The organism is Kitasatospora sp. NPDC050543 (assembly GCF_044457565.1).
GTDB lineage: Bacteria > Actinomycetota > Actinomycetes > Streptomycetales > Streptomycetaceae > Kitasatospora.
In genome coordinates this window covers 133,999-157,909 of record NZ_JBITGZ010000007.1, presented here as the reverse complement: position 1 = coordinate 157,909, position 23,911 = coordinate 133,999, and the positions used below count along the sequence as shown (strand labels likewise).

Sequence of the window (23,911 nt, the reverse complement as noted above, 5' to 3'; positions counted from 1 at the left end):
ATCAAGTGAGCACTGATTTCCCCGAGTTGACGTCGGAAACGGACGCGGACGATCTCCCGCCCGCACCCGTCAACCCGCTCCGTGACCCGGCAGACCGGCGGCTCCCGCGTATCGCGGGGCCGTCCGGCCTGGTCATCTTCGGGGTCACCGGCGACCTGTCCCGCAAGAAGCTGATGCCGGCCATCTACGACCTGGCCAACCGCGGTCTGCTGCCACCAGGGTTCTCCCTGGTGGGCTTCGCCCGCCGCGAGTGGGAGGACGAGGACTTCGCCCGGGAGGTGCACGACGCGGTCAAGGAGCACGCGCGTACGCCGTTCCGCGAGGAGGTCTGGCAGCAGCTCGCCAAGGGCATGCGCTTCGTCCAGGGCGACTTCGACGACGACGAGGCCTTCGACCAGCTGCGCGCCACCATCGAGGACCTCGACAAGGCGCAGGGCACGGGCGGCAACTTCGCCTTCTACCTGTCGGTGCCGCCGAAGTTCTTCCCGACCGTGGTCCAGCAGCTCAAGAAGCACGGCCTCGCCGAGCCCCCCAAGGGTTCCTGGCGGCGTGCCGTCATCGAGAAGCCGTTCGGCCACGACCTGGAGAGCGCCCAGGAGCTGAACCGGATCGTCCACGAGGTCTTCCCCCGGGACGAGGTCTTCCGGATCGACCACTACCTGGGCAAGGAGACCGTCCAGAACATCCTGGCGCTGCGCTTCGCCAACACCATGTTCGAGCCGATCTGGAACCGGTCGTACGTCGACCACGTGCAGATCACCATGGCCGAGGACATCGGTATCGGCGGGCGCGCCGGGTACTACGACGGCATCGGCTCGGCCCGGGACGTCATCCAGAACCACCTGCTCCAGCTGATGGCGCTCACCGCCATCGAGGAGCCCGCGTCCTTCCACCCGAAGGCGCTGGTGGCCGAGAAGCTGAAGGTGCTCTCCGCCGTCAAGCTCCCCGCGGACCTCGGCAAGCACACCGTGCGCGGACAGTACGCGGCGGGCTGGCAGGGTGGCGAGGAGGTCGTCGGGTACCTCGACGAGGACGGCATCGACCCGCGCTCGAAGACGGACACCTACGCGGCGATCAAGCTGGAGATCAACAACCGCCGCTGGGCGGGCGTGCCGTTCTACCTGCGCACGGGCAAGCGCCTGGGCCGCCGGGTGACGGAGATCGCGGTGGTCTTCCAGCGCGCGCCGTACCTGCCGTTCGACTCCTACGCGACGGAGGAGCTGGGGCAGAACGCCCTGGTCATCCGGGTGCAGCCGGACGAGGGCGTCACGGTGCGGTTCGGCTCCAAGGTGCCGGGCACCTCCTTCGAGGTACGGGACGTCACGATGGACTTCGCCTACGGCGAGTCCTTCACCGAGTCCAGCCCGGAGGCGTACGAGCGGCTCATCCTCGACGTCCTGCTCGGTGACGCCAACCTCTTCCCCCGGCACCAGGAGGTCGAGCTCTCCTGGCAGATCCTCGACCCGATCGAGCAGTACTGGGACACCCACGGCAAGCCCGCCCAGTACCCGGCCGGCACCTGGGGCCCGGTCGAGGCGGACGAGATGCTCGCACGAGACGGCAGGAGCTGGCGCCGGCCATGAAGATCGACCTGACGAACACGACGTCCAGCAAGATCAACGCTTCACTGATGGACGCCCGTCGGCGCAGCGGCTCCACCGCTGCCGGCATGGTGCTCACCCTGGTGATCGTGACCGACGAGGGCAGCGCGTACGACGCCCTCAAGGCCGCCAACGACGCCTCCCGTGAGCACCCGTCCCGCATCCTCGCGGTGATCAAGCGCGCCGGGCGCTCGCCCCGGGCCCGCGCCGAGACCCGCCTGGACGCCGAGATACTGCTCGGCGCCGACGCCGGCCCCGGCGAGACGGTCATCCTGCGGATGCACGGCGAGCTCGCCGCGCACGCGCAGTCGGTCGTCCTGCCGCTGCTGCTCCCGGACGCCCCGGTGGTGGTCTGGTGGCCGGAGAACGCCCCGGCGCACCCGGCCCTGGACCCGCTCGGCTCGATCGCCCAGCGCCGGATCACCGACGCCGTGACGGCCGAGTCGCCGGTGGGCCAGCTCGCCCAGCGGGCCCAGAGCTACACCCCGGGCGACACCGACCTCGCCTGGACCAGGATCACCGGCTGGCGCTCGATGCTGGCTGCCGCGCTGGACCAGCGGCCCACCACGATCACCTCCGCGGTGGTCGAGGGCGAGTCGTACAACCCCAGCGTGGAGCTGCTCGGCCTCTGGCTGCTGAACCGGCTGCGGGTGCCGGTCGAGCGGGTGGTCACCGGCGGCCCCGGTATCACCGCCGTCCGGCTGCGCACCAAGGACGGGGACATCGTCCTCGACCGTCCGGACGGGCTGATGGGCACCCTCTCGATGCCCGGCTCCCCGGACCGCCAGGTCGCGCTCAAGCGCCGTGAGACGGCCGAGCTGATCGCCGAGGAGCTGCGCCGGCTCGACCCGGACGACATCTACGCGGCTGCCGTGCGGACGCCCGTGGACCGGCTTCGCGAACCGGCGGACGCGGGCGTCGCGGCGGAGGCCGCGCCGGCCGGCAAGGTCATCGAGGCCGCCGTCACCGCCAACCCCGCCCGGGTCACGGCCAAGATCCTGGCCGAGAAGACGGTCGAGAAGGCGGTCGACGAGGCCTCCGACGGCGGGGGCGGCGCCGAGAGCGGCAGCGTGACGGCCGGCGCAGGGAAGGCTCCGGGCAAGCGCGCCGGCAAGCGGAGCGGCGCATGAGCACGACCGCGCCGCAGCTGGTGGTGCACCGCGACAAGGAGCTGATGGCCCAGGCCACGGCGGCGCGGCTGATCACCCGGATCGTCGACGCGCAGTCCGCCCGCGGCACCGCCTCGGTGGTGCTCACGGGTGGGCGCAACGGCAACGCGCTGCTCGCCGCCGTCGCCGCCTCCCCCGCCAGGGACGCGGTGGACTGGGCGCGGCTGGACCTCTGGTGGGGCGACGAACGGTTCGTCCCCGCCGAGGACGGCGAGCGCAACGCCGTACAGGCCGGGGAGGAGCTGCTGGCGAGCGTCCCGCTGGACCCGGCCCGGGTGCACGAGATGCCCGCCTCCGACGGCCCGGACGGCCCGGACGTCGAGGCGGCGGCCGCCCGGTACGCGCGGGAGCTCGCCCGGGCTGCCGGGGCGGACGCCCGCTCCGGTGTGCCCGAATTCGACGTGCTGCTGCTCGGGGTCGGCCCGGACACCCATGTGGCGTCCCTGTTCCCCGAGCACCCGGCGGTCCGCGAGAGCGGGCTGACGGTCGTCGCGGTGCGGGACGCGCCCAAGCCCCCGCCCACCCGGATCTCGCTCACGCTGCCCGCCATCCGGGCCGCCCGCGAGGTATGGCTGCTCGCGGCGGGCGAGGACAAGGCGGAGGCCGTCGCGCAGGCCCTGTCGGACCCGGGCGAGGTCAAGGCCCCGGCATCGGGCGCGTACGGGCGGGAGCGCACCCTATGGCTGCTCGACCGCTCCGCCGCGGCGAAGATCCCGGGCCGGCCGTAGCGCCTGCCGGATGAGAGCGGCCGGTGGCCGGGCGTCCTGGACGCCCGGCCACCGGCCGCTCGGCGAAGCGCGGCGGGCCGCGCCGGGCCGCGCCGGGCCGCCTAGAGCGGTGCGCAGCGGACCCTGCGGAGCACGAGCAGGACCAGGGCCGCCGTCAACGCCAGGCAGATGCCCGACTCCGCCGCCTGAAGCGGCCAGTAGTCACTCGCCCGGTGGATGTTGAACTCCTCGTTGCCGCCGTGCGTCAGCAGGCAGCCCGAGTAGTCCGGGGCGACGCTGCACAGGTCGTACGGCAGCTGGTGCGCGACGGATCCGAGGAACTGCCGGGCGAACCCCCAGGTGTCGTAGCCCACCGCCGACGGTCCACCGCGCGCGGTGTCCCAGTGGATCAGGTACGGACGGACGGCTCCCAGCAGGTACTGCAGTACCAGCAGCACACACGCGGTGGCCGCCATCGCCCGGACGACCCGGCGCAGCAGCAGGCCCGCCGCGGCGCCGAGCGCCAGCCCCAGCAGGGTCGTCGCCACCAGCACCGGGCCGCCCGCCGCCATGAAGCTCTTGCTGAACCAGCGGACGCCGGTCAGCTCGCCGCCGCCGGCCAGCCAGAGCCAGCGGTACATGACCATCGCCACGGCCGAGACGGCCAGGCCGATCGCACCGACCGTCAGCAGCTTGGCCGCCACCCAGCGGGTGCGGGTGACGGACTGCGTCAGCACCAGCCTCCAGGTGCCGCGCTCGAACTCGGCGGCCAGCAGCGGGGCACCCACGAAGACGCCGAGCACGAGCGGCATCAGCGTCAGCAGCGCGCCACCGAGCTGCAACAGCCGCCCGTAGGTCTCCTGGAAGTTGTGCATCGCCCTGCCCGGGCAGGCCGGGTCCCGGGTGTACTCCCGGCAGCCCGCGATGTGGTGCGAGTCGATGTAGGAGACCATCGCGGAGTGCACCACCGGTACGGCGACGACGGCGACGGCCACCGCCACCAGCAGCACCCGGATCAGCATGCGGTGCTGGCGCCACATCAGCCAGCCCAAGCGGGCCTGGAGCGGCGCCCCGGAGCCGGCCGCGGCGCCCGGCCTGTCGGCGGTGACCGGCTGGGCGGCGCTCACGCGGCCACCGCCGACCGCGCGGGGCGGGCCTCGTCGGTCAGCAGCGCGGGGGCGGCGGGCGAGCGCAGGTGGGCCAGCAGCACCTCCTCCAGGGTCGGGGCGCTCGCCTCCCAGTCACCGGGGACCGGCCCGTCGGGGCGTACCAGCGCGGTGAGTTGACGCCCGTTCTGCCTGCTGTCGATGACCTGGTGCGGTGCCAGCGCGGCGGGCAGCTCCGGGCCGACCGACTGCCTGGGCACGGTGGTGCTGCCGATCAGCAGGCGGTGGGAGTCCACGATCTCGTCGATGTCGCCGGCGAGCAGGGCCCGGCCCTCGGAGAGCAGGAGCAGGTAGTCGCAGGCGTCGGCGAGCTCGGCGATCACGTGCGAGGACATCAGCACCGTGGTGCCGCGCTCGGCGGCCTCGGCCATCAGCACGCCCATCATCTGGTGGCGGGCGAGCGGATCGAGGTCGGACATCGGCTCGTCGAGGATCAGCAGCTCGGGGCGCTTGCCGATGGCGAGCGCCAGCGAGACCCGGGTGCGCTGGCCGCCGGAGAGCGACCCGATCCGGGCGGAGAGCGGCAGGCGCCCCTCGGCGATGATCTCCTCCGCCCTGCCCTGGTCCCAGAACGGGTTGAGGTCGCGGCCCAGCCGCAGCAGTTCGCCGACCGTGAAGCCGGTGTAGAGCGGCTTGTCCTGGGCCACGAAGGAGACCCGGCTCTGCAGCTGCGGATCGTCCAGGGGCAGGCCCAGCACCCGTACCGAGCCCTCGGTGGGCACCAGCAGATGCGAGGCGATGGACATCAGCGTGCTCTTGCCGGCGCCGTTCGGGCCGACCACGGCACAGATCCGCCCGACCGGCACCCGGAACGAGCAATCGCGCAGCGCCCAGCCGTCCCGGTAACGCTTGCCGAGGCCCACGGCCTCCAGGGCCGGCGGCTCGGCGCCGACGTGCTGCTCGGTCATTCGATCCCCTCGATTGCTTCGGTCCGGCTCCCCGGACCTACCGTGTACTCCTCGTCGAGCACGGCGGTGACCAGGGCGGCGACGTCGTCGCGTTCCAGGCCCGCCGTGCGGGCTCTTCGGGCCCAGGACGACAGTTCCGCACGCAACGGGGAGTCCGTCGCCGCCTCCTCCCGGGCGAGTGAGCGGAGCACGAAGGTGCCCTTGCCCGGCCGGGGCGCGACCAGCCCCTCCCGTTCGAGCTCCCGGTAGGCCTTGAGCACGGTGTTCGGGTTGACCGCCGTGGCGGCCACCACCTCCCTGGCCGTCGGCAGGCGGTCCCCCGGCAACAGCAGCCCCAGGCGTAGGGCGTTCCTGGTCTGCTGGACGATCTGGAGGTACGTGGCGACACCACTGCGGCGGTCGATGCGGAAGTCGACCATCTGCATCACCATTCCACTAAGTAGTTAGTGGAATGGTGATGCAAAGAAGCCCCGCCGTCAACCTGGACGGCGGGGCGAGTGGGGCAGAGCCGGTCCGAGCATGGCCGAAGGGCGGTCGGGTGCGGCCCGCCAGGGGCCGGCGGGACAACGGCAGGGCGAGGGCCGGGGCGGTGGCGGGGCAGCGCCGCCCGCGAACGCCAACGGGGGCCGGGCCGACGGCCCGACCCCCGCTACCGAGGTGACATGGGTTCAGATCTCGCCACGCAGCTTGGCGAGCGCCTCCGCGAGGATCGCCTCGCCGTCGGCGTCGGTGCGCCGCTCGCGGACGTACGCGAGGTGGGTCTTGTACGGCTCGTTGCGCGAGGGGGCCGGCGGGTTGTGCTCGTCCTGGCCGGCCGGGAAGCCGCAGCGCGGGCAGTCCCAGGTCTCCGGGATGACGGCCTCGGCGGCGAAGCTCGGGCGCGTCTCGTGCTTGTTGGCGCACCAGAAGGAGATCCGGTTGCGGGGGGCGGACTCGCCGCGCTCCGCCTCGCCCATCGGGCCGGCGCCGACTCTGCTGCCACGGATGGCGTTGCCACTTGCCACGGTCTGACTCCCTGCGTGCTGGTGCGATGCGATCTCAGCCGACACCCTGGGACAGGGAGACCGAGGCCCCGTGACGGGCCAAGGTCGCGGCCAGTATCCACTGCCGGCCGGCCGCGGCCTGCGGACGGTGGCGAAGTTGTCCCAGTGTAAGCAGCCGATAAGGATCTGTCGCACCGCCTCCGGGACTGTGCCCGGGGGCACCGCTCCAGGATAGGCGGGCGGACGACGCTCCGTCAGATCTGCGGCAAATCGGCCGCCACGCGAGGGCACTGCCGCCCGGGCGCGCTCAGGTCTGGTACTTGAGCAGCAGGCCGAGCACAACGATGCAGGCGAACCAGCCGAGGCCGACGATCACGGTGATGCGGTCGAGGTTACGCTCGGCCACGGCGGAGCCACCGCCGGTGGACATCGCGCCACCGCCGAACATGTCGGACAGGCCGCCGCCCTTCCCCTTGTGCAGCAGCACCAGGAGGATCATCAGCAGGCTGAAGATGATCAGGGCAATCGAGAACCCGAGAACCACGACGGGACCAACTCTCTCGTATCTTCGGCGAAGGGGCCGGGCCGTGTGAAGACGGTCCGGCCCCAAAGCCTACGTTGCTGCGGCGGCGTTAGCCTACTGCCTGCTCACGGTAGCGCACGATCTTGACGAACTCGTCGGCGTCCAGCGAGGCACCGCCGATCAGCGCACCGTCCACGTCCGGCTTGGCCATCAGGCCGGCCGCACTGGAGGACTTCACCGAACCGCCGTACAGGATGCGGACCTTCTGGGCCAGCTCGGCGCCGTACAGCTCGGCGAGGCGGGCACGGACCGCCGCGCAGACCTCCTGCGCGTCCTCCGGGGTCGCCACCTCGCCGGTGCCGATCGCCCAGACCGGCTCGTACGCGACGACGATCTGCTCGGCCTGCTCCGCCGGGACGCCCTCCAGGGCGCCGTCCAGCTGGGCCAGGGTGTGCGCGACGTGGGTGCCCGCCTTGCGGACCTCCAGCGGCTCGCCGATGCACAGGATCGGCAGCAGGTCGTTGCGGAAGGCCGCCTTGACCTTGCCGTTGACGATCTCCTCGTTCTCGCCGTGGTACTGGCGGCGCTCCGAGTGGCCGATGGCCACGTAGGTGCACTTCAGCTTGGCGAGCATCGGGCCGGAGATCTCCCCGGTGTAGGCGCCGCCGTCGTGCTGCGAGATGTCCTGGGCACCGTACTTGATCTTCAGCTTGTCGCCGTCGACCAGGGTCTGCACCGAGCGCAGGTCGGTGAACGGCACCAGGACCGCCACCTCGACCGCGGCGTAGTCCTTGTCGGTCAGCGAGAAGGCCAGCTTCTGGGTGTGGGCGATGGCCTCGAGGTGGTTGAGGTTCATCTTCCAGTTGCCCGCCATCAGCGGGAGACGCTCAGTCATGATGATCAGCCTTCCAGTGCGGCGAGACCGGGAAGGGTCTTGCCCTCCAGGTACTCCAGGCTTGCGCCACCGCCGGTCGAGATGTGCCCGAACTTCGTCTCGTCGAAGCCCAGGATGCGGACGGCCGCGGCGGAGTCGCCGCCGCCGACCACGGTGAACGCGTCGCTCTCCAGCAGCGCCTGCGCGACGGCCTTGGTGCCCTCGGCGAAGGTCGGGTGCTCGAAGACGCCGACCGGGCCGTTCCAGAACACCGTCCGGGCGTCGGACAGCTTGGCCGCGAACAGCTCGCGCGTCCTGGGGCCGATGTCCAGGCCCTCCTTGTCCGCGGGGATCTTGTCCGCGTCGACGACCTCGAAGTCCTCGACCGGGGCGTGCGTCTTGGTGTCGGGGAAGTGCGCGGAGAGGCAGATGTCCACCGGCAGCACGAACTCGACGTTGTTCTGCTTGGCCCGCTCCAGGTACTCCAGGACGACCGGGATCTGGTCCTTCTGCAGCAGCGAGATGCCGACCTCGTGGCCCAGGGCCGCGAGGAAGGTGTACGCCATGCCGCCGCCGATCAGGATGCGGTCGGCCTTGCCCAGCAGGTTGTCGATCACGCCGACCTTGTCGGAGACCTTCGAACCGCCGAGGACGACGACGTACGGGCGCTCGACCTCCTCGGTGAGGCGCTTGAGCACCGCCACCTCGGTGGCGATCAGGTCGCCGACCGCGTGCGGCAGGCGGGCCGGCAGGTCGTACACCGAGGCGTGCTTGCGGTGCACCGCACCGAAGCCGTCGCCGACGTAGAGGTCGGCGAGGACGGCCAGCTGGTCGGCGAACGCGCCGCGCTCGGCGTCGTCCTTGCTGGTCTCGCCCGGGTTGAAGCGCAGGTTCTCCAGCAGCGTGACCTCGCCGTCGGCCAGGGCGGCGACGGTGGCCTTCGCGCTCTCGCCCACGGTGTCGGTCGCGAAGGCGACCGGACGGCCGAGGATCTCGCCGAGGCGAGCGGCGACGGGGGCGAGGGAGAACTGGGCCTCGGGCTCGCCCTTGGGGCGGCCGAGGTGCGAGGCGACGATCACCTTGGCGCCGGCCTGAACCAGCTTGGCGATGGTCGGTGCGACGGCGCGGATCCGGCCGTCGTCGGTGATCTTGCCGCCCGAGAGCGGCACGTTGAGGTCGGCGCGGACGAATACCCGGCTGCCGGCGACGTCGAGGTCTTCGATGGTCTTCACGGTCTTCGAGTCTCCTGGGGAGAAGGTGCGCGAGGAAGGCTGCCACACGAGGGATCGCACGCGGCACGCGCCCCCCGGGGGAGGGGGCAGCGGCGACGGGCCGCCTGGGGGGTTCGAGGGTGCGCAGGGGAAGGGCCCGGACGGTCGTACTGGGTGTCCGGGCCCTTCCCCTATGTCACGTCAGCTCCCGCTGCGTCAGAGCTGGCCGCCGACGAGGGAGGTCAGGTTGACGAGGCGGTTGGAGTAGCCCCACTCGTTGTCGTACCAGCCGAAGACCTTGACCTGGTTGCCCTGGGCCATGGTCATCAGGGAGTCGAAGATCGTGGAGTACGGCGAGTTCACGATGTCGGAGGAGACGATCGGGTCCTCGGTGTACTCCAGGATGCCCTTGAGGGAGCCCTCGGACGCCTTCTGGAAGGCCGCGTTGACCTCCTCGACGGTGACCTCACGCTCGAGGGTCACGACCAGGTCGGTGATCGAGCCGGTCGGGACGGGGACGCGCAGCGAGGTGCCGTCCAGCTTGCCCTTGAGCTCCGGCAGGACGAGCGCGGTGGCCTTGGCGGCACCGGTCGAGGTCGGGATGATGTTCAGCGAGGCGGCACGGGCGCGACGCAGGTCCTTGTGCGGGAAGTCCAGCGTGACCTGGTCGTTGGTGAACGCGTGCACCGTGGTCATCAGACCCTTGACGATGCCGAAGCTCTCGTTGAGGACCTTCGCCAGCGGCGCCACGCAGTTGGTGGTGCAGGAGGCGTTGGAGATCACGGTGTGGTTCGCCGCGTCATACTTGTCGTCGTTGACACCCATGACGATGGTGACGTCCTCGTCGGTGGCGGGCGCCGAGATGATGACCTTCTTGGCGCCGGCCGAGACGTGCTTCTTGGCCTGGTCGGCCTTGGTGAAGATACCGGTGGACTCGATGACGATGTCCACGCCCAGCTCGCCCCAGGGGAGGTTGGCCGGGTCACGCTCGGCGATGACCTTGAAGGTCTTGCCGTCGACGGTGATGCTGTCGGCGGTGTGGCTCACCTCGGCCTGGAGGGTACCCAGGATCGAGTCGTACTTGAGCAGGTGCGCCAGCGTCTTGGTGTCGGTCAGGTCGTTGACACCGACGATCTCGATGTCCGCGCCCTGGGCTCGAACCGCACGGAAGAAGTTGCGGCCAATGCGGCCGAATCCGTTGATGCCTACCCGGATCGTCACGAAACCGATCTCCTTGTTAGGTACGCCGGAACTATGCCGACGGGGGTGGAAATGGGATGTCCCCGACCACCCATGACCCTACCCCTCCGAAGCGGGGAGGGGCACATCCCCCCTTGGTCAAGGCCTTGGCGTGGCGCGTCAAGACCGCATAATCAGGGCTTCTCTCCTCGGGCCCGCGGCAGTTGGTGGAACATCCCGGAATTCGGCGCCGACTCCGGCGCAGCGCAGGTTCGGGCACGAAGCAGCCGATGTCCGGAATCCGGACATCGGCTGTTTCGACAGGTGGGACGGATGAGCTCAGTTGAGCGCCATCTCGTCGGTCAGGTTGGCCTCGGTGCTGGGCAGACCGAGCTCGGATGCGCGCTTGTCGGCCATCGCCAGCAGCCGGCGGATCCGGCCGGCCACCGCGTCCTTGGTGAGCGGCGGATCGGCCAGGGCGCCCAGTTCCTCCAGCGAGGCCTGCTTGTGCTGCATCCGCAGCTGGCCCGCGGCCGCCAGGTGCTCGGGCACCTCGTCGCCGAGGATCTCCAGCGCGCGCTGCACCCGGGCACCGGCAGCGACCGCCGCACGGGCCGAGCGGCGCAGGTTGGCGTCGTCGAAGTTGGCCAGCCGGTTCGCGGTGGCCCGCACCTCGCGGCGCATCCGGCGCTCCTCCCAGGCCAGCACCGACTCGTGGGCGCCCAGCCGGGTCAGCAGCGCGCCGATCGCGTCGCCGTCGCGGATCACCACCCGGTCCACCCCGCGCACCTCGCGCGCCTTGGCCGGGATGCCCAGCCGCCGGGCCGCGCCGACCAGCGCCAGCGCCGCCTCGGAGCCGGGGCAGGTGATCTCCAACGAGGAGGACCTGCCGGGCTCGGTCAGCGAGCCGTGCGCCAGGAACGCGCCGCGCCAGGCCGCCTCGGCGTCGCAGGTCGCGCCGGAGACCACGGCCGGGGGAAGCCCCCGGATCGGCCGGCCCCGGCCGTCCACCAGCCCGGTCTGCCGGGCGAGCAGCTCGCCGTCCTTGACCACCCGCACCACGTACCGGCTGCCGCGCCGCAGGCCGCCGGGAGCCATCACCACCAGGTCCGAGGAGTGTCCGAAGATCTCCAGCAGGTCCTTGCGCAGCCGCCGCGCGGCCACGCCGGTGTCCAGCTCGGCCTCGATCACGATCCGGCCGCTCACGATGTGCAGACCGCCCGCGAACCTGAGGATCGCCGACACCTCCGCCTTGCGGCAGCAGGCCCGGGTGACGGGGAGCCGGCTGATTTCGTCCTTGACCGCTGGAGTCATCGCCATGGGCCGATCCTTCCATGTGTCCGGAAGATCCGGTCGTACGCGGCGGCCAGAAGCTCCGGGTCGTGTCGCGGAGTGCCGTCGGCCGCCGCCACCCGGCCGAGCACCAGGGCGGCGCCCATCCGCTCGGCCGCCTTCTCCAGGCCGGCCAGGTCGGCCACGCCGAAGGCGCCGCCGGTGACCGCCCGCTCGTCCACCAGGATCGCATCCACCGCGAGCTCCGGGGCGTGGTCGGCGATCACCTCCAGGTGGCGCTGGGGGGTGAAGCCCTCGGTCTCCCCGGGCTGCGGGGCGAGGTTCAGGGTGAGCAGTCGGCGCGCACGGGTCTCGGTGAGGGCCTTGGACAGCTCGGGGACGAGCAGGTGCGGCACCACGCTGGTGAACCAGGAGCCGGGCCCGAGCACCACCCAGTCCGCCTCCAGGACGGCCGCCACGGCCTCGGGCACGGCCGGCGGCTCCTCGGGCAGCAGCCGGATCGACTGCACGGTGCCGGGGGTGACGGCGACGTTCGCCTGGCCGCGGACGGCGCTCAGCTCGGCCGGCCTGGCCGGGTCGTGGCCCCGGACGTCCGCCTCGATGTCCAGCGGCACGGCCGACATCGGCAGCACCCGGCCCTGGACGTTCAGCAGCCGCCCCACCCAGTCCAGCGCCGCGACCGGATCCCCGAGCTTCTCCCACAGGGCGACGATCAGCAGGTTGCCCACGGCGTGGCCGCCGAGCTCACCGGAGCCGCTGAAGCGCTGCTGGATCACCTCGGACCAGGTACGGCCCCAGTCGTCGTCCCCGCACAGCGCGGCCAGCGCCTTGCGCAGGTCACCGGGCGGCAGGACGCCGAGCTCGCTGCGCAGCCGGCCGCTGGAGCCGCCGTCGTCGGCGACGGTGACCACCGCGGTGAGGTGGGTGGTGAGCCGGCGCAGCGCCGAGAGCGAGGCGGACAGGCCCTGCCCGCCGCCGAGCGCGGCGATCCTGGGCGCGTTAGCCCGCGGTTTGCCGGCGGCCGAGACGCGTGACGGGACCACCGACCGGTCAGCGGCCTTGTTCTGAAGCTGCCGCCCGGGCAAGTATCCCGTCACACCTACCTCGCGTTCCTCTGCCTGCCGCCTCCTGCCGACCGGCAGGTGGGCGGCTACTCCCGTCCCATGTCCCGATGGACGAGCACCGTCTCGACGCCGTCCGCGATCAGACGCTTCGTCAACCGCTCCGACATGGCCACGCTGCGGTGCTTGCCACCGGTGCAGCCTACGGCAAGCGTCATGTAACGCTTCCCCTCCCGCCGGTAGCCCTCGGTGACGATCCGCAGCAGCTCCGTGTAGCCGTCCAGGAACTCGTTGGCACCGGGCTGCTGGAACACGTAGTCCGCGACGTCACTGTCCGTGCCGGTACGGGCACGCAGCTCCGGCACCCAGTGGGGGTTCGGCAGGAAGCGACAGTCCACCACAAGGTCCGCGTCGACCGGAAGACCGTACTTGAAGCCGAAGGACATCACCGTCGCGCGCAGCTCGGGCTCGTCGTGGTCGGCGAACTGGGCGTCCAGCTTGGCGCGCAGCTGGTGGACGTTGAGGTTGGAGGTGTCGATCACCAGGTCGGCCTCGCCGCGCAGCTCGCGCAGCAAGTCCCGCTCCTGGGCGATGCCGTCGACGATCCGGCCCTCGGCCTGCAACGGGTGCGGGCGGCGGACGCTCTCGAAGCGACGTACCAGGGCGTCGTCCGAGGAGTCGAGGAAGACGACGCGCAGCTGGACGCCGCGCTTCTCCAGCTCGTCCAGCGAGGTCAGCAGGTCGTCGAAGAACTGGCGGCCGCGGACGTCGACCACCGCGCCGATCCTGGCGACGTTCCCCTGGGAGCGGGCCCCGAGGTCGACCATGGTCGGAATGAGGGCCGGCGGCAGGTTGTCGACGACGAACCAGCCAAGGTCCTCCAGGCACTTGGCCGCGGTGGAGCGGCCCGCGCCTGACATGCCTGAGATGATCACCAGCTCCGGGGCGTTCTCGCCCACGTCGGACACGGTCACTTCGGTTCCCCGATCTCGGTGGTTCTGCTGAGGAGAACGCCCGTGAAGGCGCCACGCTTCCCCGCCCCACCCGGACGAGTGAAGGCGTGGATCATCGGTTGACGGGCGGCGTCGGCCGTCATGGCGTCTCCTGGGGCGTTGCGGTCGGCGCCGGCGCCGGCGGCGCGTCGTCGGCGGTGGTGGTGGCGCCGGCGTCGGTTTCGGTCGCGTCGGTTTCGGTCGCGTCGGCAGCGCTCTCGTCGGCTGCGTTCACGGTGGTCGGACTCCGGTCGGCTGTGCTGTCCTCGATGATCTCGCCGGTGGCGGTGTTCACCGCGAAAGCCGCGGGTGTACGGGAGGCCAACGCTGCCGCAACAGTCTCCGCGGTGCGGCGGCCGATGCCGGGAACGGCGCACAGCTCGTCCACCGTGGCCGCCCGGAGCCGCTTCAGCGAGCCGAAGTGCTTGAGCAGCGCCTGGCGCCGGGTCTCGCCCAGGCCGGGCACGGAGTCCAGCTCCCCGGCGGTGAACCGCTTGGAGCGCTTGCTGCGCTGGTAGGAGATGGCGAAGCGGTGCGCCTCGTCGCGGACCCGCTGGAGCAGGTACAGGCCCTCGCTGCTGCGCGGCAGGACGACCGGGTCCTCCTCGCCCGGCAGCCAGACCTCCTCCAGCCGCTTGGCCAGCCCGCAGAGCGCCACGTCGTCGATGCCCAGCTCGTCCAGCGCCCGGCGGGCCGCGGCCACCTGCGGCTGGCCGCCGTCCACCACCAGCAGCTGCGGCGGGTAGGCGAAGCGGCGCGGCCGGCCGGTGTCCGGGTCGATCGGGCCGGCGACGCCCTCGCCGACGGCCACCTCTGCGGTGGCCCCGTCGCCGGTGGCCGGCTCGACCGAGGCCCGGCCCGCGAGCGGCTGGTCCTCCTGCCCCGGGTCGTCGGCCTCGGGGACGGCCCACTCGCCGGTCTGCTCGCGCTCCTGGAGGTAGCGGCGGAACCGCCGGGTGATCACCTCGTGCATCGAGCGGACGTCGTCCTGGCCCTCGAAGCCCTTGATCTGGAAGCGGCGGTACTCGCTCTTGCGCGCCAGGCCGTCCTCGAAGACGACCATCGAGGCGACCACGTCCTCGCCCTGGAGATGGGAGATGTCGAAGCACTCGATGCGCAGCGGCACGGAGTCCAGCTCCAGCGCGTCCGCGATCTCCTGCAGGGCGCGACTGCGGATGGTGAGGTCCGAGGCGCGCTTGGTCTTGTGCAGCGCCAGCGCCTGCTGGGCGTTGCGCTGGACCGTCGTCATCAGGTCCTTCTTGTCACCGCGTTGGGGCACCCGCAGGTCCACCTGGGCGCCGCGCAGGCTGGTCAGCCACTCCCGGACGGGCGCCGCGGGCTCCGGCAGCGCGGGCACCAGCACCTCGCGCGGCACGCTCTCGGTGCCGCCGCCGTACAGCTGCTGGAGGGCGTGCTCCACCAGGGCGGCGGTGTCCACGTCCTCGACCTTGTCGGTGACCCAGCCGCGCTGGCCGCGCACCCGCCCGCCGCGGACGTGGAAGATCTGGACGGCCGCCTCCAGTTCGTCCTCCGCCAGGGCCAGCAGGTCGGCGTCGGTGCCGTCGGCGAGCACGACGGCGTTCTTCTCCATCGCGCGCTTGAGCGCCACGATGTCGTCGCGCAGCCGGCCCGCCCGCTCGTACTCCATCGCGGCGGCCGCCTCGCGCATCTGCTCCTCCAGGCGGCGCAGGTAGTTGCCGGTGCGGCCGGCCATGAAGTCGCAGAACTCCTCGGCCAGCGCGACGTGTTCGGGCTGCGAGATCTTGCCGACGCAGGGCGCCGCGCACTTGCCGATGTACCCGAGCAGGCACGGGCGGCCGACCTGCTGGGCGCGCTTGAAGACGCCGTTGGAGCAGGTGCGGACCGGGAAGACCCGCAGCAGCAGGTCGACCGTCTCGCGGATCGCCCAGGCGTGGCCGTACGGGCCGAAGTAGCGCACGCCCTTCTTGTGCGCCCCGCGCATCACCTGGACCCGGGGGAACTCCTCGTTCAGCGTGACGGCCAGCTCGGGGTAGCTCTTGTCGTCGCGGTACTTGACGTTGAAACGGGGGTCGAACTCCTTGATCCAGGAATACTCCAGCTGGAGCGCCTCGACCTCGGTGCCGACCACCGTCCACTCCACCGAGGCGGCGGTGGTGACCATGGTCGCGGTGCGCGGGTGCAGGCCCGCGATGTCCTGGAAGTAGGAGGAGAGCCGGGGGCGCAGGCTCTTGGCCTTGCCGACGTAGATGACCCGCCGGTGGGCGTCACGGAACTTGTAGACGCCCGGTGAGGTCGGAATCGCACCCGGAGCCGGACGGTAGGTGGACGGGTCAGCCATGGATCTACCGTACCGAGTCGCGCGGACAGCCCGCGGGCCGGTTCGCATGGTGGCCGGACCCGTTGTCGATCTCACCGTTGATCTGGTGGCCGATCTTGCCGGTGATCCCGCTGCAGGTCCCGCCGGGAGCGCCGGGGATCGCCGGCGGGAGCCCGCGGCCGGGCCGCCGGCGGGCCCGAAGGGCGTACGACGGCCCGCCGGCGCTCAGCTCTTGGTCACCTTGAGGTTCCCGCCCTCGACCGCCACCTGGTACGAGGGCAGCGGGGTGGGCGCCGGGCCCTCCTGGACCGCTCCGTCGGTGATGCTGAACCGGCTGCCGTGGCACGGGCACTGGATCTGACTCGCCTTGACCTGGTCGACGATGCAGCCCGCGTGGGTGCACTTGGCGCTGAAGGCCTTGTACTGACCCTCCGTCGGCTGGGTGACGACGATCTTCTGCTCGCGGTAGACCTTGCCGCCGCCGACCGGCACATCGGCCGCCGGGCCCACCTCGACCGGGCCGGCCGAACTCCCGCCGGAGGACGAGGAGGACGAGGAGGACGAGGAGGAGCAGCCCGCCACGGCGAGCGTGCCACCGCCGACGGCGAGGACGGCTGCTGCTCCGCAGAGCAGGGTGCGGCGGGAGGTGGCGGGGCTTTCGGCGGCCTCTGACATCGGTGGCTGCTCCTGGTGTTGGGGGTGGGCACCGCGGTGAACGGCGCCGGCGGTGGACGGCAAGGCAGTGCGTGGCACGGCCCGACGTGACCGTGCGGCACACGGCACGGCGGCACGCGGCACTGCGGTACGCGGCGCCGGGCCGGCATGCGCGTCCGCGGCAGTCTATGCGCCGCCGCCGGGCCGCCCCACCCCCGGGCAAGACGGGGGCGGGGTGGCCCGGCAGGCGCACTCCGGCTGCTCCGCCGCTGCGACGGCCGCTACTTCGGCCGCCGCTGCGTCCGGCGGCCGCTACTTCTTCTTGGCCACGGCCCGCTTGCGCGGGGCCTTGGCCGGTGCGGCCTCGTCGGCCATGGCGTCACCGAGGATGTCGCGCAGGAACTTGCCGGTGTGGCTGTCGGTGACGGCCGCGATCTCCTCGGGGGTGCCCTCGGCCACGACCATTCCACCGCCGGAGCCGCCCTCCGGGCCCATGTCGACGATCCAGTCCGCGGTCTTGATCACATCGAGGTTGTGCTCGATGACGATGACCGTGTTGCCCTTCTCCACCAGCCCCGCGAGCACCCTGATCAGCTTGCTGATGTCCTCGAAGTGCAGGCCGGTGGTGGGCTCGTCCAGCACGTAGACCGTCCGGCCGGTCGAGCGCTTCTGCAGCTCGGAGGCGAGCTTGACGCGCTGCGCCTCACCGCCGGAGAGCGTCGGCGCGGGCTGGCCGAGCCGGACGTAGCCGAGGCCGACGTCGTTGAGGGTGCGCAGGTGCCGGGAGATGGCCGGGACCGCGTCGAAGAAGTCCATCGCCTCCTCGATCGGCATGTCCAGCACCTCGGCGATGGACTTGCCCTTGAAGTGCACCTCCAGCGTCTCCCGGTTGTACCGGGCGCCGTGGCACACCTCGCACGGGACGTAGACGTCCGGCAGGAAGTTCATCTCGATCTTGATGGTGCCGTCACCGGAACAGTTCTCGCAGCGGCCGCCCTTGACGTTGAAGGAGAACCGGCCGGGCAGGTAGCCGCGGACCTTCGCCTCCTGGGTCTCCGCGAAGAGCCGGCGGACGTGGTCGAACACACCGGTGTAGGTGGCCGGGTTGGAGCGGGGGGTACGGCCGATCGGCGACTGGTCGACGTGCACCACCTTGTCGACCTGGTCGGTGCCGGTGATCCGGGTGTGGCGTCCGGGCACGCTGCGGGCGCCGTTCAGCTCCCGGGCCAGGTGGGTGTAGAGGATGTCGTTGACCAGGGTGGACTTGCCCGAGCCGGAGACACCCGTGATCGCGGTGAACGTCCCGAGCGGGAAGCCGACCGTGACGTCCTTCAGGTTGTGCTCGCGGGCGCCGTGCACCGTCAGCTGGCGCTGCTTGTCGCGCGGGCGGCGGGCGGCGGGGATCGGGATGGAGCGCTTGCCGGAGAGGTACTGGCCGGTCAGCGACTCCTTGTTGCCGAGGAGCTCCTCCAGCGAGCCCGAGTGCACCACCTTGCCGCCGTGCTCACCGGCGCCCGGGCCGATGTCGACCACCCAGTCCGCCATCTTGATGGTGTCCTCGTCGTGTTCGACGACGATCAGGGTGTTGCCGATGTCCCGCAGCCGGACCAGGGTCTCGATCAGCCGGTGATTGTCACGCTGGTGCAGGCCGATGGACGGCTCGTCCAGCACATAGAGCACGCCGACCAGGCCCGAACCGATCTGGGTGGCGAGCCGGATGCGCTGGGCCTCGCCGCCGGAGAGGGTACCGGCCGCGCGGTTGAGCGAGAGGTAGTCCAGGCCGACGTCGACCAGGAACCGCAGCCGCTCGTTGACCTCCTTGAGCACCCGCTCGGCGATCTTCTTGTCCCGGGCGGTGAGCTTCATCGCGCCGAGGAAGTCGGAGCAGTCGCTGATCGACATCGCCGAGACGTCCGCGATGGACTTGCCCTGGACGGTGACGGCGAGCACGACGGGCTTGAGCCTGGTGCCCTGGCAGGTCGGGCAGGGCACCTCGCGCATGTAGCCCTCGAAGCGCTCGCGGCTGCTGTCGCTCTCCGCCTCGGTGTGCCGGCGCTGGATGAACGGCACCGCGCCCTCGAAGCCCGTGGTGTACGAGCGGTCGCGCCCGTAGCGGTTGCGGTAGCGGACCTCGACCTGGTGCTTGTGGCCGTACAGCAGCGCCTTCTTGGCCCGGGCGGGCAGCCCGGCCCAGGGCAGGTCGGTACGGAAGCCCAGCTCGCCGGCCAGCGCGTCGATCAGCCGCTGGAAGTACTCCTTGGTGTGGCCGCCGGACCACGGGTGGATGGCGCCCTCGTCCAGCGACTTCTCCTCGTCGGGGATGACGAGCTCCGGGTCCACCTCCATCCGGTTGCCCAGGCCCGAGCAGTCGGGGCAGGCGCCGAACGGCGAGTTGAAGGAGAACGAGCGCGGTTCGAGCTCCTCGAAGGAGACGTCGTCGTACGGGCAGTAGAGGTGCTCGGAGAACATCCGCTCACGCTCGGGGTCGTCCTCCGGGAGGTCGACGAAGTCCAGCACGACCATGCCGCCGGCCAGCTTGAGTGCCGTCTCCACCGAGTCCGTCAGGCGGCGCTTGGCGCTCTCCTTGACGGTGAGGCGATCGATGACCACCTCGATGGTGTGCTTCTCCTGCTTCTTGAGCTTGGGCGGCTCCGCCAGCTGGACGGTCTCGCCGTCGACCCGGGCGCGGGCGTACCCCTTGGACTGGAGGTCCGCGAAGAGGTCGACGAACTCGCCCTTGCGCTCGCGCACCACCGGGCTGAGTACCTGGAAGCGGGTGCCCTCCGTGAGTTCCAGCACCCGGTCGACGATGGCCTGTGGGGACTGCTTGGCGATCGGGCGGGCGCAGTGCGGACAGTGCGGCTTGCCGATCCGGGCGAACAGCAGCCGGAGGTAGTCGTAGACCTCGGTGATGGTGCCGACCGTCGAGCGGGGGTTGCGGTTGGTGGACTTCTGGTCGATCGAGACGGCCGGCGAGAGGCCCTCGATGAAGTCGACGTCGGGCTTGTCCATCTGCCCCAGGAACTGCCGGGCGTACGAGGACAGCGACTCGACGTAGCGGCGCTGGCCCTCCGCGAAGATCGTGTCGAACGCGAGCGAGGACTTGCCGGAGCCGGACAGACCGGTGAAGACGATCAGCGAGTCGCGCGGGAGGTCGAGGGAGACGTTCTTGAGATTGTGCTCGCGAGCACCGCGGACGATGAGGCGGTCGGCCACTGCTTCTGGCGCCTTTCTCCGGTGTGGAAGGGACGGGGCCGGGGCGGGGGCATTCCAGTGTCACAGCCCGTGCCACCCAGTGTCGCAGCCCGGCGCCCCCGCCCGGAGTCCCGGACTTCCAGTGTGGGACAGCCAGCCTATAGCGCAGACGTTCGATTATCGACTCTGTCCAGTCGGGTTCACCCGAACGAGTGGCAAGGGCGGCGGGCGGCCACCCGCCGATCCGGCAAATCCCCTGCTCACCAAGCGGATCAGCGATAGCGTCACTCACGTCAACGAGCGGCGGCCGTCCCGGCAACGCCGCATCCAGGCCAATCGCCCGCCGATCGCACACCGGTCGCGGGCCGACCGGAGGGCACCCCGATGACGGACGACCGGACCGCGGCCGAGAGCCCGGCGACGAGCGCGGCCGAGAGCGCGGCGACGAGCCTGCGCCTCGTCGCCGGGAGCACCGAGCTGCTACTGCACACCCTCGACGGGCTCAAGCCCGAGGCCGTGGCCGAGCCCTGCGCCCTGCCCGGCTGGACCCGCGGCCACCTCCTGGCGCACATCGCCCGCAACGCGGACTCGCTGGTCAACCTGCTGGACGGGGCCCGCACCGGCCGGGACATCCCGCAGTACGCCACCCCCGAGACCCGCGACCGGGACATCGAGGCCGGCGCGGCCCGCCCACTGGACGTCCAGCTCACCGACGTCCGGGCCGCCGCCGAGCGCTTCGTGCAGGCCGCCGCCGCGCTGCCCGAGGAGGCCTGGAGCGTCCAGGTCCGCCACCGGGCCGGATACCTGTTCAGCGCGTCCGACATCCCGTGGAAGCGGCTGATGGAGGTCGAGTACCACCACGTCGACCTGGACACCGGCCACACCCCCGCGCACTGGCCGGAGGTGTTCGCCGTGCGCGAGCTGCGGCGGATCGCGGCGAACCTGGACGGCGCCGAGGGCCTGCCCGGGGTGCGGCTGATCGCCGACGACATCACCGACCGGCTCCGGATCGGCGCCGGCAGCGACGGCGACGGCGACGGTAGCGGCGAGCCCGGGCTGACGGTGGAGGGCCCGGTGCGGGCGCTCACCGCCTGGCTCTCCGGGCGCTCCGACGGCGACGGACTCCAGGTCCACCGCGGTGGCGTCCTGCTCTCCGACGCCCGCGCCGCGCTGCCCCGGCTTCCCCCGCTGGCCTGACCGCGCGACGATGATCTCTGAGGCGATGATGCCGGCAGACGAGACCCGAGACCCACGAGGAGCGGACCGATGGCGTACCACGGAGCGGTGAAGGTCGGCGGCCCGCCGGACGTGCGGGAGCTGGCCCACCTGATCATCACCAAGGTGGCCGTCGGCCCGTACGACAACAACGCGTACCTGCTGCGCTGCCGGGCCACCGACGAGCAGTTGCTGATCGACGCGGCGGCCGACGCGCCGGCCCTGCTGGAGACGGTGGGCGAGCGGCTGGCCACCGTGGTCACCACCCACCGCCACCACGACCACTGGGGCGCGCTGCCCGAGGTGGTGGCCGCCACCGGCGCCCGCACGGCGGCCGGGCGGATCGACGCCGAGGCCATCGACGTGCCCACGGACCTGCTGCTGGAGGACGGCGAGACCGTGCGGGTGGGGCGGGTCGAGCTCACCACCCGCCATCTGGTCGGGCACACCCCCGGCGCGATCGTGCTGATCTACGACGACCCGCAGGGCCACCCGCACGTCTTCACCGGCGACTGCCTCTTCCCCGGCGGCGTGGGCAACACCTGGGGCGACCCGGCCGCCTTCGAGAACCTGTTCCGGGACGTCAAGGAGAAGATCTTCGACGCCCTCCCGGACGAGACCTGGGTCTACCCCGGGCACGGCAACGACACCACGCTGGGCGCCGAGCGCCCGCAGCTCGACACCTGGCGCGAGCGCGGCTGGTAGCGACCCGGGACGTGCGCGGACCCGCGACCGGTGATCCGGTCGCGGGTCCGTCGCGTTCGACCTGCCGGCCCCCGGCGCCCTGCCCCGGGAGTCGGGGGCAGGGCGCCGTCAGACCTCCGGGCCGCCGGCCTTCTAGGCTTCTACCTTCTCCCGCTGCTCCTCCTCGGCCTCCTGCTGCCGCTTGGAGGCCACCAGGCTGGTCACGGTGGTGACGGCGAGCACCACCACGATGAACCCGAGCGAGAACGGGATGCCGATCTCGGGGACGTGCACACCGCTCTCGTGCAGTGCGTGCAGCACCAGCTTCACGCCGATGAAGCCGAGGATCACCGACAGCCCGTACGACAGGTGGACCAGCTTCTTCAGCAGCCCGCCGATCAGGAAGTACAGCTGTCGCAGCCCCATCAGGGCGAAGGCGTTGGCGGTGAACACGATGAACGGGTCCTGGGTGAGGCCGAAGATCGCGGGGATCGAGTCCAGCGCGAACAGCACGTCGGTGGTGCCGATCGCGAGCATCACGATCAGCATCGGCGTCATCAGACGACGGCCGTTCTCCCGGATGAAGAGCTTGGTGCCGTGGTACCTGTCGGTGGAGGGGAAGCGCCGCTCGATGGACTTGAGCAGCCGGTTCTCCTCGAACTCCTCGTCCTCCTCCTCGGATCGGGCGTCCTTGATCAGCTTCCAGGCCGTCCAGACCAGGAACGCGCCGAAGATGTAGAACACCCAGGAGAAGGTCGTCACCAGCGCCGCGCCGCCCGCGATGAACACCGCCCGCAGCACCAGCGCGATGATCACGCCGACCATCAGCACGCGCTGCTGGTAGATCCTGGGCACGGCGAACTTGCCCATGATCAGGATGAAGACGAAGAGGTTGTCGACGCTGAGCGACTTCTCGGTGATGTACCCGGCGAAGAACTCACCGGCGGGCCGGGAGCCGAAGTGCCACCACAGGAAGCCGCCGAAGACCACCGCGAGGGCGACCCAGACGGCCGTCCAGATGCCGGCCTCCTTGATCGAGACCTCGTGCGGCTTGCGACCACCGATGAAGAAGTCGGCCACGATCAGCGCTATCAGCACACCGATCGTGCCGACCCACATGGTTACGGAAACGTCCACTGCTGCTCCTCCGGCAGGTAGGCGAGAACACATCGTCACTGCCGGAGGTCTCTTCCGCCCGTCGGCTCACCGCTGCGACGCCGCCCGGACCAGCGCCCCGGGAGGCCCGTACAAGGGCGTCCGTGATGACGGGAACGCTACGAGGGAGTACTCCCCTCCGCTTCGGCCAACACTAACAGAACTCCCAAGAAAGGGTAAAGAAGGTAAAGACCTACCCCGGACCTCTCCCCGCGAGGAAGCCCCACCGGAGGAGGGTGGAGAGGGCGGTGAGGGCAGTGAGGAAGGCCGGGACGGCGCGAGCCGTCAGAGGAACGGCTCGATCGCCGGGAGCATGTCCTGGAACGTCCTGGCCCGGGCCGGTGCGCCGATCGCCTGCATGCCCCAGCCGCCGCCGACATCCTCGCGGTACACCTTGGCCATGATCTGGCCGGTGTGCGGCCCGCCGCCGGCCAGCTCGTAGCGCGCCAGCTCCTGGCCGGTGCTCTCGTCGACCAGCCGGCAGTGCGCGTTCTGCACCTCGGCGAAGGTCTGCCCGGTGTACGAGCTGACGGTGAAGACCACCTGGGTGATGTGCGCCGGAACATGCGCGAGGTCGACCAGAATCGACTCGTCGTCGCCCCCCGAGCCGGCCCCGCCGACCAGGTTGTCGCCGGTGTGCCGGACCGAGCCGTCGTTGCTCTCCAGGTGCTGGAAGAAGACCACGTCGGACGGCGTCTTCTCGGCGTAGAGCAGCGCGGAGGCGTCCAGGTCGATCTGCCGGGTGCGGCTGCCGAACAGGCCGCGCTTGGGAGCGGCCCGCCAGCCGAGCCCCATCCGCACGACCGTCAGCGACTCGCCCGAGCTCTTCTGCAGGCTGACCTGCTGCCCCTTGGCCAGGTTCACCGACACGGTGTTGTCCTCTCTCCTCAGCCGCGCGGGTCGGTCTCCCGCTTCGGCTCCCACGGCGGTACACCCCCTTGCCGTCCCCCGGCTGAGGCCCCTTGGTAGCGCGGTACGCTCCGCCCGCCGTCGGCCCGGCAGGCGGGCCGTCGGCGCACGGAGAAAGCACCCGCAGGCCAGC

Annotated in this window: 21 protein-coding genes; 5 read left to right on the top strand and 16 right to left on the bottom strand. The window is 71.3% G+C overall.

Annotated features, from left to right (window positions below):
• The first annotated feature begins 26 nt into the window (after positions 1-26).
• From zwf to pgl, 3 genes are read left to right on the top strand one after another with little or no spacing between them, the layout of a single operon-like run.
• Positions 27-1,583, top strand: coding sequence for a glucose-6-phosphate dehydrogenase (zwf, locus tag ACIBH3_RS11470; RefSeq protein WP_396311847.1), 1,557 nt, complete (start codon positions 27-29; stop codon positions 1,581-1,583).
• The gene (gene opcA / locus ACIBH3_RS11465; RefSeq protein WP_396311710.1) at positions 1,580-2,731 is read left to right on the top strand and encodes a glucose-6-phosphate dehydrogenase assembly protein OpcA; all 1,152 of its coding nucleotides are present in this window, start codon (positions 1,580-1,582) and stop codon (positions 2,729-2,731) included. Before zwf ends, opcA begins: the two co-directional genes overlap by 4 nt.
• Complete coding sequence (gene pgl, locus ACIBH3_RS11460; protein ID WP_396311709.1) at positions 2,728-3,498, top strand: 6-phosphogluconolactonase; 771 nt, start codon at positions 2,728-2,730, stop codon at positions 3,496-3,498. The genes opcA and pgl overlap by 4 nt, the downstream gene beginning before the upstream one ends.
• A gap of 101 nt (positions 3,499-3,599) precedes the next feature.
• Here pgl and ACIBH3_RS11455 read toward each other — a convergent pair whose 3' ends face one another.
• From ACIBH3_RS11455 to uvrA, 14 genes are all read right to left on the bottom strand, one after another.
• Complete coding sequence (locus ACIBH3_RS11455; RefSeq protein WP_396311708.1) at positions 3,600-4,604, bottom strand: ABC transporter permease; 1,005 nt, start codon at positions 4,602-4,604, stop codon at positions 3,600-3,602.
• On the bottom strand, positions 4,601-5,551 hold the full coding sequence (locus ACIBH3_RS11450; protein WP_396311707.1) for an ABC transporter ATP-binding protein: 951 nt from the start codon (positions 5,549-5,551) through the stop codon (positions 4,601-4,603). The genes ACIBH3_RS11455 and ACIBH3_RS11450 overlap by 4 nt, the downstream gene beginning before the upstream one ends.
• Positions 5,548-5,970: a GntR family transcriptional regulator gene (locus tag ACIBH3_RS11445; RefSeq protein ID WP_396311706.1), complete on the bottom strand. Its 423-nt coding sequence runs from the start codon at positions 5,968-5,970 to the stop codon at positions 5,548-5,550. Before ACIBH3_RS11445 ends, ACIBH3_RS11450 begins: the two co-directional genes overlap by 4 nt.
• Before the next feature lie 249 nt (positions 5,971-6,219).
• Positions 6,220-6,507 (bottom strand): RNA polymerase-binding protein RbpA, encoded by a 288-nt coding sequence (locus ACIBH3_RS11440; protein ID WP_243436955.1) that lies wholly within the window; start codon positions 6,505-6,507, stop codon positions 6,220-6,222.
• Between the two features lie 334 nt (positions 6,508-6,841).
• Complete coding sequence (secG, locus tag ACIBH3_RS11435) at positions 6,842-7,078, bottom strand: preprotein translocase subunit SecG (protein ID WP_396311705.1); 237 nt, start codon at positions 7,076-7,078, stop codon at positions 6,842-6,844.
• 88 nt (positions 7,079-7,166) lie between these two features.
• Entirely contained in the window at positions 7,167-7,952 is a 786-nt protein-coding gene (gene tpiA / locus ACIBH3_RS11430; RefSeq protein WP_396311704.1) for a triose-phosphate isomerase, read from the bottom strand.
• Positions 7,953-7,957: 5 nt separating this feature from the next.
• Complete coding sequence (locus tag ACIBH3_RS11425) at positions 7,958-9,163, bottom strand: phosphoglycerate kinase (RefSeq protein ID WP_396311703.1); 1,206 nt, start codon at positions 9,161-9,163, stop codon at positions 7,958-7,960.
• A 195-nt stretch (positions 9,164-9,358) separates the two neighbouring features.
• Positions 9,359-10,363 carry a type I glyceraldehyde-3-phosphate dehydrogenase gene (gene gap, locus ACIBH3_RS11420; protein WP_396311702.1) on the bottom strand — a complete coding sequence of 335 codons (1,005 nt, stop codon included), beginning with the start codon at positions 10,361-10,363 and terminating at the stop codon, positions 9,359-9,361.
• Between the two features lie 297 nt (positions 10,364-10,660).
• On the bottom strand, positions 10,661-11,641 hold the full coding sequence (whiA, locus tag ACIBH3_RS11415; RefSeq protein ID WP_396311701.1) for a DNA-binding protein WhiA: 981 nt from the start codon (positions 11,639-11,641) through the stop codon (positions 10,661-10,663).
• On the bottom strand, positions 11,632-12,657 hold the full coding sequence (gene yvcK, locus ACIBH3_RS11410) for a uridine diphosphate-N-acetylglucosamine-binding protein YvcK (RefSeq protein WP_396311846.1): 1,026 nt from the start codon (positions 12,655-12,657) through the stop codon (positions 11,632-11,634). Before yvcK ends, whiA begins: the two co-directional genes overlap by 10 nt.
• A gap of 107 nt (positions 12,658-12,764) precedes the next feature.
• Positions 12,765-13,595: an RNase adapter RapZ gene (gene rapZ / locus ACIBH3_RS11405; RefSeq protein WP_396311845.1), complete on the bottom strand. Its 831-nt coding sequence runs from the start codon at positions 13,593-13,595 to the stop codon at positions 12,765-12,767.
• Between the two features lie 172 nt (positions 13,596-13,767).
• Complete coding sequence (uvrC, locus tag ACIBH3_RS11400) at positions 13,768-15,987, bottom strand: excinuclease ABC subunit UvrC (protein WP_396311700.1); 2,220 nt, start codon at positions 15,985-15,987, stop codon at positions 13,768-13,770.
• 204 nt (positions 15,988-16,191) lie between these two features.
• On the bottom strand, positions 16,192-16,641 hold the full coding sequence (locus tag ACIBH3_RS11395) for a Rieske (2Fe-2S) protein (RefSeq protein ID WP_396311699.1): 450 nt from the start codon (positions 16,639-16,641) through the stop codon (positions 16,192-16,194).
• Positions 16,642-16,932: 291 nt separating this feature from the next.
• Positions 16,933-19,836 (bottom strand): excinuclease ABC subunit UvrA, encoded by a 2,904-nt coding sequence (gene uvrA / locus ACIBH3_RS11390; RefSeq protein ID WP_396311698.1) that lies wholly within the window; start codon positions 19,834-19,836, stop codon positions 16,933-16,935.
• Positions 19,837-20,199: 363 nt separating this feature from the next.
• On the opposite strand from uvrA, the gene ACIBH3_RS11385 reads away from it, so the two are divergent.
• Both ACIBH3_RS11385 and ACIBH3_RS11380 read left to right on the top strand, forming a co-directional pair.
• Positions 20,200-21,012, top strand: coding sequence for a maleylpyruvate isomerase family mycothiol-dependent enzyme (locus ACIBH3_RS11385; RefSeq protein WP_396311697.1), 813 nt, complete (start codon positions 20,200-20,202; stop codon positions 21,010-21,012).
• Positions 21,013-21,081: 69 nt separating this feature from the next.
• Entirely contained in the window at positions 21,082-21,735 is a 654-nt protein-coding gene (locus ACIBH3_RS11380) for an MBL fold metallo-hydrolase (RefSeq protein WP_396311696.1), read from the top strand.
• A gap of 132 nt (positions 21,736-21,867) precedes the next feature.
• Here the strand turns inward: ACIBH3_RS11380 and ACIBH3_RS11375 are convergent, their stop codons facing one another.
• Positions 21,868-22,851, bottom strand: coding sequence for a TerC family protein (locus tag ACIBH3_RS11375; protein ID WP_396311695.1), 984 nt, complete (start codon positions 22,849-22,851; stop codon positions 21,868-21,870).
• Between the two features lie 303 nt (positions 22,852-23,154).
• The gene (locus tag ACIBH3_RS11370) at positions 23,155-23,739 is read right to left on the bottom strand and encodes a TerD family protein (protein ID WP_396311694.1); all 585 of its coding nucleotides are present in this window, start codon (positions 23,737-23,739) and stop codon (positions 23,155-23,157) included.
• Between the last annotated feature and the right edge of the window lie 172 nt (positions 23,740-23,911).